The 12,424-nt window shown below is 71.3% G+C and carries 11 protein-coding genes; 4 read left to right on the top strand and 7 right to left on the bottom strand.

The window, feature by feature from the left end; translation table 11 throughout:
* The gene (locus ABD830_RS42800; RefSeq protein ID WP_345000266.1) at window positions 1-513 is read left to right on the top strand and encodes an RNA polymerase sigma factor; all 513 of its coding nucleotides are present in this window, start codon (window positions 1-3) and stop codon (window positions 511-513) included.
* Between the two features lies 1 nt (window position 514).
* Window positions 515-1,669: a CU044_5270 family protein gene (locus tag ABD830_RS42795; protein WP_345000263.1), complete on the top strand. Its 1,155-nt coding sequence runs from the start codon at window positions 515-517 to the stop codon at window positions 1,667-1,669.
* 3 nt (window positions 1,670-1,672) lie between these two features.
* On the opposite strand, the gene ABD830_RS42790 is transcribed toward ABD830_RS42795, so the two are convergent.
* Together ABD830_RS42790 and ABD830_RS42785 are read right to left on the bottom strand one after the other, a co-directional pair.
* A complete protein-coding gene (locus tag ABD830_RS42790; protein ID WP_345000261.1) occupies window positions 1,673-3,883 on the bottom strand; it encodes a polysaccharide lyase 8 family protein in 2,211 nt (736 codons plus the stop codon).
* Window positions 3,884-3,933: 50 nt separating this feature from the next.
* Complete coding sequence (locus ABD830_RS42785; RefSeq protein ID WP_345000259.1) at window positions 3,934-4,914, bottom strand: Lrp/AsnC family transcriptional regulator; 981 nt, start codon at window positions 4,912-4,914, stop codon at window positions 3,934-3,936.
* A gap of 85 nt (window positions 4,915-4,999) precedes the next feature.
* Between ABD830_RS42785 and ABD830_RS42780 the strand changes: the two genes are divergently transcribed.
* A complete protein-coding gene (locus ABD830_RS42780; protein ID WP_345000257.1) occupies window positions 5,000-6,367 on the top strand; it encodes an MFS transporter in 1,368 nt (455 codons plus the stop codon).
* A gap of 4 nt (window positions 6,368-6,371) precedes the next feature.
* On the opposite strand, the gene ABD830_RS42775 is transcribed toward ABD830_RS42780, so the two are convergent.
* The 4 genes from ABD830_RS42775 to ABD830_RS42760 all read right to left on the bottom strand — a co-directional run bounded on the left by ABD830_RS42775 (window position 6,372) and on the right by ABD830_RS42760 (window position 9,699).
* On the bottom strand, window positions 6,372-7,220 hold the full coding sequence (locus tag ABD830_RS42775) for an outer membrane protein assembly factor BamB family protein (RefSeq protein ID WP_345000255.1): 849 nt from the start codon (window positions 7,218-7,220) through the stop codon (window positions 6,372-6,374).
* Between the two features lie 322 nt (window positions 7,221-7,542).
* Window positions 7,543-7,740 carry a WGR domain-containing protein gene (locus ABD830_RS42770; protein WP_345000253.1) on the bottom strand — a complete coding sequence of 66 codons (198 nt, stop codon included), beginning with the start codon at window positions 7,738-7,740 and terminating at the stop codon, window positions 7,543-7,545.
* 68 nt (window positions 7,741-7,808) lie between these two features.
* Complete coding sequence (locus tag ABD830_RS42765; protein WP_345000251.1) at window positions 7,809-9,143, bottom strand: hypothetical protein; 1,335 nt, start codon at window positions 9,141-9,143, stop codon at window positions 7,809-7,811.
* A 121-nt stretch (window positions 9,144-9,264) separates the two neighbouring features.
* Window positions 9,265-9,699: an ATP-binding protein gene (locus ABD830_RS42760; protein ID WP_345002239.1), complete on the bottom strand. Its 435-nt coding sequence runs from the start codon at window positions 9,697-9,699 to the stop codon at window positions 9,265-9,267.
* 236 nt (window positions 9,700-9,935) lie between these two features.
* On the opposite strand from ABD830_RS42760, the gene ABD830_RS42755 reads away from it, so the two are divergent.
* Window positions 9,936-10,118 (top strand): hypothetical protein, encoded by a 183-nt coding sequence (locus ABD830_RS42755; RefSeq protein ID WP_345000249.1) that lies wholly within the window; start codon window positions 9,936-9,938, stop codon window positions 10,116-10,118.
* 3 nt (window positions 10,119-10,121) lie between these two features.
* Here the strand turns inward: ABD830_RS42755 and ABD830_RS42750 are convergent, their stop codons facing one another.
* A complete protein-coding gene (locus tag ABD830_RS42750; protein WP_345000247.1) occupies window positions 10,122-12,422 on the bottom strand; it encodes a xanthine dehydrogenase family protein molybdopterin-binding subunit in 2,301 nt (766 codons plus the stop codon).
* Window positions 12,423-12,424: the final 2 nt, after the last annotated feature.

Here is a 12,424-nt window from a genome sequence, read left to right as displayed (position 1 = left end):
GTGGACGATCCCGAAGAACGATTCACCGAGCTCTACGACCGGCATTACCGCAGCGTACTGGGCTATGCCCTGCTGCGGGCCGAGCGCGACACGGCCGAGGACGTCTCCAGCGAGACGTTCCTCGTGGCCTGGCGGCGGCTCGACCAGCTGCCCGAGCCGCCGCTGCCGTGGCTGCTCGGCGTGGCCAGGAACATGCTGGCCAAGCAGCGCGACTCGCACCATCGGCGCCAGGCGCTGGTCGATCGGATAGCCGCGCTCAGCGGGGATCAGGTGGGCGGGGACGTCGCCGAGCACGTCATCGACAGGGAGACGGCCCTGGCCGCGCTGTCGGGCCTGCCGGAGCAGGACGTGGAGGCGATGGTGTTCGCCACCTGGTACGGCCTGCCGCCCGAGCAGGCGGCCGCCGTCATGGGGTGTTCGGTCCGCACGTACAACGTCAGGCTGCACCGCGCCCGCAAACGCCTGAACCAGGCGCTTCGCCTCGAGGTCCGCAGCACCCGATGGGGAGGATGAGATGACCGACCGCATGTTCGCCGACCTCAGGCCGGCGAAGCTCGACGAGCTCACGGAGGACGCCTACCGGCGGCGCCGCTCGGCCGACCTGGCCCGCGCCTTGGCCACGCCCCGGCGACCGCGTCACTCGCGGCGGCCGTTCCTGCTGATGGCGGGGACCCTGGCAGCGGGGCTCGCCGCGGCCGTCACCGTGGTGGCCGGCTCCGGTGAGAGCACCGCACCCGTGAAGGCCCCACAGCCGCCGGTCGTCGCCCAGCCTGTCAGCGCCCGCTCGTTCCTGCTGGCGGCGGCCACGACCGCGATGCGGGAGCCGGCCGGGTCCGGCCGCTACTGGTACGTCCGCGAACGCACCTTCCAGAAGGTGCACAACGTGCCGAGCGAGTACATGGCGCAGATTCAGCGCCTGATCAAGGAGCAGCAGCGGAGGGAGAAGGAGCTCAAGGGCGATCTCAAGCGGCTCGAAGCCGCCAAGGACGACTTCGAGCAGAAGGTGGGGAAACTGAAGACGGCGGAGCTGCCGTACGTGGCGTACGCGGCCGACACGCGCGAGACCTGGCGGGCGATGAAGAAGGGCGAGCCCGGCAGCTCGGTGGGCAGCCAGGACGTACGCGTCACGTTCGGCTCGCCCGACGACGAGGCGGCCTGGCGGGCGGCGGGCTCGCCCGAGCTGGTGGACCCCAAGACCCCGGCGCCGGTCCGCAGCGCCGACCGGATCCTGTCCATCGACAACCCGAGCCTGACCCTGCAGAACGTGCGCGACCTGCCCACCGGCGAGGACGGGCTGCGGCAGGAGCTGGACGCGCTCTGGAAGCGCAGCCCGCGCATGGCGCACGCCGACAAGCCCACTTACCTGTGGCAGACCGGAGTGGATCTGATGACCGCGCCGATCCGGCCGGGCACCCGGTCCGCGCTGTTCAGGATCCTGGCCGACCAGCCGGGCATCACGTCGCAGGGAGAGTCTTCGGACGCGCTGGGGCGCACAGGGGTCGCCCTGTCCGCGCCCTCGGCCGACGGCTTCGACTTCCGGCTGATCATCGACGGCGACACGGCCGAGCTGCTGCAGTACGAGGTCGTGGAGAAGGGGCAGCCGCTGCTGCGGGTGGCGCTGGAGCAGCTCGGCTGGAGCGACTCGCCAGACCAGCGGCCGAAGGGGTGACGCTCAGCCGAGCCGCACGGTGACGGTCCTCGAGGCGCCCTCCTGACCGCTCAGCCCGCCGAACGTGAGCGTGGAGCCGGTCAGTCGGGCGCCGCCGCCGATCAGCCCGGCCACCGGCCGCGCCCACGTCACGGCCAGCTCGTCGAGGTCGCATCGGGGGTCCGACACGGTCACCGTGGCCGTGCCGCCGCCGTCGCGCACCAGCACCGCGCAGGGCGCGGAGGCGCTCAGGCCGCCGACGGCCACGGGCTGCCAGAAGTTGGCCGCGATGATCCCCAGTGAGGGCACGTGGACGGCTTGCACGCGCGCGGTGTTGGCGAGCACGCGCACCCAGCCGGGGTCGGCGGCCCTGCGGCCGGTCTCCTCCTGGCTCGCGCCGGGCAGGAGCAGGTAGACGTATCCGGCCGCGCGGGGATCGACGCCGTGATCGAGCCAGAGCGTCACGTAGTCGCGGGTCACGCCGCCGCCGGTGCGGCGCTCGCGCAGCGTGCGGAACGGCCGGCGCACGACATAGCCGCCGTGGCCGTCCAGGTGGGCCCAGCCTTCCTGAACCGTCAGAGAAGCGCTGGTCCTGCGGTTGTCCATGACCGTCTCGACGGGCACGCCGTCCTCCGCGGTGATGCCCGCGCCGAGGCACACGATCGCGTCGTCGAGGAAGAACCAGGACTTGACCGCCTCCAGCGTGCTCTCCAGCCCGTTCAGGTGCTGGCCGACGGTCGCGTACGTGCCATCGGTGGCCCCGCCGACCCAGCGCCCCGGCGGGCACGTGTCGCCCCATGCCTCGCCCGCGCCGTCGGGCAGCCTGCGTGTGGAGACGGTCGTGCCGGGCAGCCGGTAGGGGTCCACGGTGGGCCAGAAGGAGTCGGAGTACTGGTCGCCGTGGCCCTCGGCCCACCAGTAGAGCATTCCCGAGCCGGTGTGCCAGCCGCGTAGGTTCTCGCCATTGCCGTGCTCGTAGTGGCCGATCCTGGCCGAGGCCATGCTGAGCGCCGCGCACCAGCCCGGCCTGCGGTGCACGGCCCTGGCGCTCATCGGCAGCAGCCGGTGCCCGACGGGCTCCGCCGCCGCGGGCACGGCGTCGTCGTCCATGATCGCGGCCAGCCGGGCGTGGAAGGCGGGCTCGGGATGCGCCGGCATCGGCCGGTACGTGTCGCGTGCCGCCCAGCCCTTGACCATGGCCTGCCAGCGGGCCCGCTCGGCGGCCGGGGCGCTCTCCCCCAGCAGCAGGACCGCCGCGGCGATCTCCCGCCCCTTCTCGTGGTCGCCGAACGGCCTCCTGCCGACTCCCCTGCCGCGGACCAGGTCCATGCAGGCGCCGTCCAGGACGAAGGGCGCGAACGACCGCTCGACCATGTCGAACACGTTCTGGTCGGAGACCTCCCAGGGCGAGCCCCTGAGCACCGCGAACAGCGTCGCCAGCCCCGACAGCAGCGTCACTCCGTAGGCGCCCTGGTACGGCACGTACGTGTGCTGGATGAACGACCCGTCCCGGTAGAACCCATCGCCGTCCCCGACGAGCCGGAACACCGGCGCGAGCGCGGAGACCGCCAGCTCGGCCCTGCCGTAGTCGGACCCGAGCATGGCCCGCAGCAGCATCACCACGCACAGGTCCACGCGGTTGGCCCCGGTACTGGTGCCGCTGTAGTCGCCGAGCCGGCTTTCGGGGACGAAGTGATCGACCGCCTCCCGCAACGCCGCGCCCTGCGGTTCGGGCAGCTCGACCAGCACGGCCGTGTCGAGCAGCGACTTCGGCACGCCGATCTGCCAGTGCCACCAGTTGCCCACCGCGTCGGCGCCCGCCGCGTACACGTGCCGCCGGTAGTGGTCCACGCCTGCCACGACGGCAGCCGCCAGGCCCGGATCGCCGGTCAGGCCGGTGCCCTCCAGCACGTACGCGTGCGCCATGTCACGCAGCCGCCGCGGCGTCGCCACGAAGGACGGGAACGCCTGGTCCGGCCAGAGCGAGGCCCGGCCGGGGGCCATGGTGTCACGGTAGCGGGCGGCGCGCCTGCCCAGCCGGGCCAGCCAGGTCCGGTACGGCTCCGCCGCCGGGTCGTACCCGGCCCCCGCCGCCACCTCCCGCCAGCGGCGGCGTAATCGTACGAACGAGTCGTCGGGCGTGTGCGCCGCCTCGGCGGGCACCAGCGCACCGACCGCCCCGGCCGCGGTCACGCCGCCGAGCCGCAGGAACGAGCGCCTGGTTGGCCGGTGCACGCCTCGATTATCGGGCCGCTCGGCGCAGGGCGGTGAATCCCGGCAGAACCTCAGAGGGGGAGCACGGCCCCGAACCGCTTGATGGTCCTGATGATCGGCGCGGTCTCGATGTGCCCGATCGCGGGCAGCGCGCCCAGGCTCTCGGTCAGGTAGCGGTAGAACGCCGTGTCGTCGTCGCACACGACGTTGGCGATCAGGTTGGCGGGGCCCGTCGTCGCGCCCACGAACGCGACCTCCGGATGCCCGGCCAGCGCCCGCCCGGTCGCGTCCAGCTCGGCCGGCGGCACCGACATCCACAGCTGTGCTTCCACCCGTTTGCCCAGCAGCGCGGGGAGCACGTCGAGGTGGAAGAAGATCGAGCCCGCCGCGCAGAGCTGCTCCATGCGGCGCCTGACCGTCGACTCCGACCAGCCTGTCGCCGCGGCCAGGTCGGCGTAGCCCGCGCGGCCGTCCCGCGACAGCGCCTCCAGCAGCGCGTCGTCGCCGGGCCCAGGAGTGATCGGCTCCTCCCCGCCATGACGGGCGAACCCGCGTCCCGCCATCAGCGCCGCCTCCTGCTCGGGCGACAGCACGGCCTTCCCCATCCAGCCGGACCAGCCGCCGGCGAACATGTGGATGCTCCTGTGCGCCGTGACCGACAGCACGCGATCCGTCCGCGCCAGCCTGCCCAGCAGCAGCGACTGGCGCTCCTTCGCCGTGCGCTGGATCGTGGTGCAGGAGATCTCGGTACCGCCGGACAGCAGGTGCACCCAGAACGTGTCGGGGCGCCGTCCGAGCGCCTCGGCGATCGAGACCGCCGCGTCAGGCGTGCACCGCAGCCGTATCGACCATGACTCGTATCCGACCCGCCGCCCGTCCACGACGCCGACCACCCGGACCGTGCCGCTGGAACGCAGCCGCCGGTAGCGGCGGGCCACCCGCTGGTCGGACACGCCGAGCACCTCTCCGATGTGGCTGAACGAGGCCCGCCCGTCCACCTGCAACGCGTGCAGCAGCCCCCGGTCCACCTCGTCCAGCTCGATGATTTCCACCAGCACAGGCTATCCCGCGCGGGAAAACGCCAAGATCCGCGCATTAGCTGGCGAATATCAGCAGGCAGGCCCGAACGTAGTCGCCATGACCCAGACTTCCGAGGCGACGACGACCAGCTGGTGGCCCCTGGTGGCCGCCTGTCTCGGCGCCTTCATGCTTCTCGTCGACGTGACCATCGTCATGGTCGCGCTGCCCCACATCACCGCCGATCTCGGCATGACGTTCACCGGCATCCAGTGGTTACTGGACGGCTACGCGCTGGCCCTGGCCGCTCTGCTGCTCGCCGCCGGCTCCTTCGCCGACCACGCCGGGCGGCGGAAGGTGCTCCTGGGGGCGCTGGCCGTGTTCGCGCTGGCCTCCCTGGCCTGCGGCCTGGCTCCCAGCGGCGGCGTGCTGCTGGCGGCGCGCGTGGTCCAGGGCGTGGGCGGGGCCGCCATGATGGCCACGACCCTGGCCGTCATCAGCGCCACCTACCACGGCAGGCAGCGCGGCATCGCGTTCGGCGTGTGGGGCGGCGTCAACGGCGCCGCCGCGGCCGTCGCACCCGTGCTCGGCGGCCTGCTCACCGAGCACCTGCACTGGCGGGCCATCTTCCTGGTGAACCTGCCCATCAGCCTGGCCGCCGGCTGGCTCACCCTGCGCACGGTCGAGGAGTCGCGCCTGCCCGGGAAGGGCCGGCTCGACTGGCCGGGCATGGTCACGTTCACGGTCGCCGCGGGCGCCCTCACGTACGGGCTCATCGAGGCCGGGCAGCACGGCTGGACGGCGAAGCAGGCGCTCGTGCCGCTGTCCGGGGCGGCGGTGGCGCTCGCGGCCTTCGTCGTCATCGAGACGCGCGGCACCCACCCCATGCTGGACCTGCGGCTGTTCGCCAACCGGTCGTACAGCGGGATCATGGCGGGGGCCATGCTGCTGATGCCGGCCGCGTTCGCCTGCCTGGCCTTCACCTCGATCTGGCTGCAGGGGGCCCTCAGGCTCGGCCCGGTGGACGCGGGGCTGGCGCTGACGCCGATGGCCGCCACCTCCCTGGTGGTCTCGGTGGCCGTCTCGCGCCTGTTCCCCCGGCTGCCCGCCCGCGCCGGGATCGGCTGCGGGCTGCTGCTGATCGGCGTGGGCGCGTTGCTCCAGGGCATGCTCGACCAGGACTCGACCTCGATCGCGCTGGCGCCGGGACTGGTCGTGACGGGCCTCGGCGTGGGGCTGGCCCTCCCCCCGCTCAACTCCGCTGTCATGCTGTACGTGCCGCCGCAGCGCGCGGGCATGGCCGCGGGCACGGTCAACACGGTCAGGCAGCTCGGCTACGCGCTCGGCATCGCCGTGCTCGGCATCCTGTACCAGGGTGACCAGGCCCCGTACGCCGCGCTGAACGACGTCTACCGGGCGAGCGCCGCCACGGGCCTCGTCGCGGGCCTGCTGGTGCTGGCGGTGGTCCGTCCGGGCAGACGCGGGTGAAGTCTCAGACCAGCCGCCGGATCTCCCCGTACGCGCGGTAGAACCCGCCGCGCCCGGCCGAGCGCAGGCCGTCGACGAGGTAGCGGGCTCCCGGCTCGCGGATGTCCTTGGGGAACTGCACGTTCCAGGACTCGTAGCCGGGGCTGACCACGCGGATCCGCAGCCGCTGGCCCTCCTGGAAGCACTCCACCACCACGCCGTCGCCCGCGTCGGTGGTGGTCTCCAGCGTGACCGATGGCTCGACCGCCTGCAGCGAGGCCGCCGCCTTGACGTCCAGCGGCTGCGGCACGCTGCCCGAGCGGGCCGCGGCGATGGCCGCCTCGCTGGCGTCGATGCAGGCCAGCGTGCCGTCAGTGGTGACGATGTAGAGCCGGTCGTCCAGGAACTGCATGGAGAACGCGGAGCCACAACCGGTGTCGAGCTTCCACAGCCGCTCGCCCGAGGCGTCGAAGCAGTAGACCGATGACTCGTTGTCGCCCGCGAAGACGTGGCGGCCGCCGGGCGAGGTGGCGCAGGAGTAGACGGAGCCGTCGCACCGGTAGACGGCTTCGATCCGGCCGTCGCCCTTGGCCAGGCGGATCACGCTGCCCACGGAGCCGCGCGCGGTGCCCGCGTAGACGGAGTGCGCCTCCTGCCAGCCGAACAGCACCTGCTCGTTGAGGGACGTCTGCCAGATGGGCATCCCGTCCTGCGCGTCGTAGCGAGCGACACCTTTCGAGTGCCCGTGGTAGACGGAGTCGTCGTCGCACCTGACCATCCAGGCGGAGTCGCCGCTGCCCTTGCGCGACCACTGGAACTCGTCCTCGTAGTCGATCATGGTGGCCCCGCCCGCACGGTCCGAGACGCCGAGCATGCCGTCGTGGATGTCCAGCCATTGAACTCCTCTCCACCGGGTTAACGGTGGAGATTCTTCCCGTCACCCTTAGGTGCGGGGGTTCGCGCTTCACCGACTCGTGCAACCTCGAGTCTCCACGCGCTGTCACCGCCGTTCCAGCGGCCTAGCTGTACCGACAAGGACACGATCTCCCGATGGGCTTGGCTATCGCCTTCCTGTTCGATCGCTCAAACCATACCCAAAGTCGCCAAGCGAGTGCAAGGAGTTATGATGGAGCGAGTGCTGGCGATGTCCTGTGGGTGATGGCCCGGCGCTGGCGCACCCCGCGCACCGCCGGCGCCTACCCCTTGCGGGTCTTCTCGCCGATCTTCTTGTCCGCCGCCGCCTGGGCCTTGGCCTCGGTGGGGAAGTTGGTGACCTTGGTCTGGCCGGCCTCGCCGATGCGCCCGTAGGTGATGGTGACGCTGGTGCCCGCCACGGTCACCTCGTAGAACTTGTGCGATCCGCCGCCGTCCTCCGACAGCTCCAGGTAGGTCATGTCCGTACTTCTCCCGTCTTGATCAACTGATCGGGAGAGTAGAGGACGGCGGCGACAAATCGCAGGTTTTACTTGTCGTACTCGTAGGCTCCCGCGTCGACGGCGCCGTCGCTGCCGTCGATCGCCCGCCCGGTCACGTCCATGTCGTTGAACTTCTTGATGCCGAGGTCGATGGCCGGGCTGCCGGCTCGCAGGCTCAGCGGGTGGTCCGGGTCCGTGAGGTTGAACCGCGGGTCGGCCGTGACGTTGTTCGTGCCGCCCATCTGGTGCTGGCGGGCGCCGAAGAACACGTTGTGGTGGCTGTCGGTGACGTTCGGGCCGTAGGCGGTCTTCCACACGGCCTGGATGATGTTCTGCGACATCGACAGGTGGGCGTTGGTGCAGCCGGCGTCGCAGACCACGCCCTGGGACTCGGCCTGGGTCAGGTACACGGTGTTGTTGCGGAACACGGTGCCGAACACGGGTCCGTTCGGGTCGGGGTCCTGGCCGGGCTCCTGCGGGCCGCGGGTCACCAGGGCCGCGCCGGTCTTGGGGCCGGTGATCACGTTGTACTCGAAGACGTTGCCCGAGGTGCCGTCGGGGTCGGCGGGGCTGCCGTCCGGGTTGACCTCCCTGCTGGTGCCGAGCTCCGTGAAGGTCTCGTTGTCCACCGCGATGTTGTGGTGGATGTAGTTGTCGGAGCCGAGGAAGATCTCCACGGCCGCGCCGTCCATCCCGTAGTCGTAGCTGGACGCGATCGAGCCGCGGATCTCGTTCCAGCCGATGTTGGAGCTGTCGCCCTGGACGAGGATCGCGAACGCACCCGAGTCGTCGTTGCGCGGCTCCTCGGTGTTCTTGCTCATGTGGTTGTTGTCCACGAACTCGTTGGCCGTCACCGCGGTGTTGGCCGCCTTGGGCGCGATGTAGACGCCGGCCGCGGCGCCGGTGATGTAGTTGCGCTCGACGACGTTGTCGTTGCCCCGCACCTTGATCCCGGCCCACGAGCAGCGACCGTCGTCCTGCGGCAGGCCGATCTGCAGGTTGTAGACCTGGTTCTCGGAGCCCCCCAGGTCCACGCAGGCCTCGGTGTTCCCGGCGACGATCGGTCTGGCGGCACTCGTGCCGTACGCGTCAACGGTGATGCCCGATTCGGTGATACTGAGCTGCTGCCCTTTCCACCTGCTGCCGCGCTTCAGCAGCAGTTGGGAGCCGGGCTCCAGGTTCGCCGCCGACGCCCTGGTGAGGGTCTTCCACGCGGTGGCCTCCGTTTTGCCGTCGGCGGAGTCGTTGCCGTTGACGGAGTCCACGTAGTGGGCGTTGGCGGCCGCCGATGCGGTGCCCGTGGCCACTGTCGTGGCGAGCGTGGTTGCGGCGAGCGTGAGTGCCGCCGCCGTCGCGCCGGTCCGCAGGTTCCAGCCTGACATTCAGCCTCCAGAACTGGCCGGGGCTCCGTCCTCGACGAAGATCATCCCCAGCTTGCGGCTGACACCTTAACCGGCTTCTGTCCGAAAGTCCCTATTTTTCCTGACATTTAATCCCGCCTCTTTACGTCCCCGCTCTCAGCGGCACCACGTTCCCGGTCGCCCCGCTCCGCGGCAGCGCGAACCAGGTCGCCTTGCCGACCAGGTCGGGATGCGTGACGTAGCGCTGAGGGTGGCAGCCGTAGAAGCCGTCGGAGAGCCGGGCGATGATCCGCAGCCCGCGCCCGTGCTCGGCTCCCACGTCCGGTGGCGACGGCTGCGGCAGCAGCGGACTGCTGTCCACGACCAGGCACATGATCTCCCTGGCATCGACGTGCAGGGCCAGTTCGTACGGGCCGTCGCCGTACATGAGGGCATTGGTGATCAGTTCGCTCACCATGAGGACGGCGTCGTCAACGAGATCCGAACAAAGGGAGAGTGCCGACAATTCATCGCGGATGATCGCTCTTGCGTGACCAACCGTCCGGGCGTCGTCGTGCAGCGGCCAGGCGTACTGCATCCGGCTCCGACGAGCTGATCGCAGCATGGTCATGGCATCTCTTTCCTGTGTTTCCCGGGCTTCCCGGACCGAGGGGCAGCGAATACGCGTTTCGCTCAACAAGAGGACCTGCCTATGAGTTGACGTACACGGCTGTCGAAACGTGTACGCACGAAGAAGGCTTTTGGGTCGAATCTTCGGCGAGAAATCGCAATTCTTTTTATCCGCCGCCCGAAACGACGGGTATAGGCAGTGCCATGAGCAGTGCTGAAGAGAACACGCGCAAGGACGACACCCAGCCGGCCCCCGACGCGGCCCCCGACACCGCCCGCCGGCGAGGCCGGCGCGGGGAGCCGCCTCCGAAGCCCAAGCCCGCCGGGATGAAGGCGCTGGAGCAGGCGCTGTCCAAGGCGGGCAAGGAGCTGAAGGACCTCACCTGAGCCTCAGCGGGGCGGTGAGGGCACGTCCGCGAGCAGGGACCAGAGGCGGGACGGGGTCAGGGGGACGCCGGTGATCCGGTCGGCGATCTCCGGGAGGGCGGCGGCGACCGCGTTGGCGATGGCGGCCGGCGGGCCGATCGTGCCCGCCTCCCCGACGCCCTTCATGCCGCCGGGGGTTATCGGCGAGGGGGTCTCCAGCATCACGACCTCGATGTCCGGCACCTCGCGCGTCGTCGGCAGCAGGTAGTCGGTGATGGGCTGGCCTTCGGGGGTGTAGACGATCTCCTCGGTCAGCGCCATGCCGATGCTCTGCGCCACTCCGCCGCGCAGCTGGCCCTCCACCACGGCCGGGTTGACCAGGACGCCCGCGTCGTTGACGACCCAGTAGCGCTCCACCTCGACGGCTCCGGTCTCCGGATCCACGGCCACGGCGGCCGCGTGCGCGCCGTAGGCGAACGTGTAGCCGGCCGGGTCGTAGCTGACCCGTTCCTCCAGGCCGGGTGCGGCTCCGTCGGGGAGGTCCCAGCCGCGCCACGCCGACGTGGCGAGCTCACGCAGGGTGACCGACGCCGCGGGGTCGCCCTTCACCCGTACCGAGCCGTCGGCGATCTCCAGGTCGTCGGGTGCGGCCTCCAGCCGGTGTGCGGCGAGGGCCAGGAGCTTGCCGCGGAGCTGTTCGGCGGCCCGGGTGAGCGCCCCGCCGCCGACCGCCAGTGAGCGGCTCGCGATCGCCCCGATCGACGAGTACGGCGTGGTCGCCGTGTCCCCCAGCACCACCCGGACCCGCTCGATCGGCACCCCCACCCGGTCGGCCGCCAGCTGGGCCAGCGCCGTCTCGATGCCCTGCCCGATCGAGACCACCCCGGACGACACGACCACGGACGCGTCCTGCTCCATCCGCAGGACCACCGTCTCGTAGCCGCCCGCCTGGATCGCGGTGGCCTTGAGATCCATCGAGGGGCCCATGCCGGTGCTCTCCACGTGGCAGGAGTAGCCGATGCCGCGCCTGCGGCCGTCGGCCTTCTCGACGGGCGTGACCAGGTCCCGGAGGGTCCGCAGGGCGAGCGGGTAGTCGCCGGAGTCGTAGCGCTGGTAGACCCGCGTGGTGTACGGCAGCTCGTCGGGCCCCAGCATGTTCCGCAGCCGCAGCTCGATCCGGTCGATCCCCAGCCTGCGTGCCGCCTCGTCGATCAGCCGCTCCCTCGTCAGGGCCGCCTCCGGCTGGCCGAAGCCCCGGTAGGAGCCGGTCGGCGTGGTGTTGGTGACGACGCCGCGCACGCGTACCGCCACCCGGTCGAACCGGTACGGCCCGGGCAGCAGCGTGGCCGTCACCGTGAAGGTCGAGATTCCGACGTTGGAGGGATGGGCGCCCACGTCACCGACCACGTCGGCGTGCAGCGCCAGGAACCGCCCGTCCTCGGCGAGCGCCAGCCGCGCCCGGTGCACGGCCGCCCGCGCCGGCAGCGTGGCGAACAGCCGGTCGCCCGGCGACTCCGACCAGCTCACCGGCCGGCCCAGGCGCATCGCGGCCAGGCAGATGAGGGCCTCGTCGGGATAGACGTGCTCCTTGGCGCCGAACCCGCCGCCCGTGTCGCCGCTGATCACGCGTACCCGGTCGTGGGAGAGCCCCAACGCGTCCGCCAGGTGCTCGCGCACGTGGTGGGGCGCCTGCGAGGAGATGTGCACGGTCAGCTCGTCGTCGGCGTACGAGGCCACCACGCCGCGCGGCTCAAGGGGGTACGGCGAGACCCGCCCCATCGTGAACGTCATCTCGACCACGTGCGCGGCCTGCTCGGCGAAGGAGGCCCAGTCCGCGTCGCCCAGCGTGAAGTCGGTGAGCACGTTCGTGCCCCACTCGGGGTACAGCAGCGGCGCCCCCTCCTCCATCGCCCGATCCGTCCCGACCGCCGCGGGCAGCTCGTCCAGCGAGAGATCGACGAGCTCGGCGGCGTCCCTGGCGGCCTCGGGCGTGCGGGCGACGACGACGGCGAGGGGCTGGCCCACGTACCTGATGGCGTCGTCCAGCACCGGGAACGACGTCATGCGCTGGCCGGGCGCCAGGCTCACGCAGGGCAGGCTCAGGCCGGCGGCGTCGGCCGGGGTGATGACGTCGAGCACGCCCTCGACCGCCCAGGCCGCCTTGGCGTCGCAGCCGACCAGCCGCCCGTGGGCGATGGGGCTGCGCACCACGTACGCGTGGAGCGTGCCAGGCAGGCGCACCGCGCCGACGTACCTGCCTTTTCCGGTCAACAGCCTGGCGTCTTCCCGTCGCGGCGTCCTGGCGCCGACATAAGGCTCACCCATGG

Origin of the sequence: Nonomuraea helvata (genome assembly GCF_039535785.1) — a bacterium.
Taxonomy (GTDB): domain Bacteria; phylum Actinomycetota; class Actinomycetes; order Streptosporangiales; family Streptosporangiaceae; genus Nonomuraea; species Nonomuraea helvata.
The sequence above is the reverse complement of the archived record's forward strand: the minus strand, read 5'-3'. Positions and strand labels throughout refer to the sequence as shown.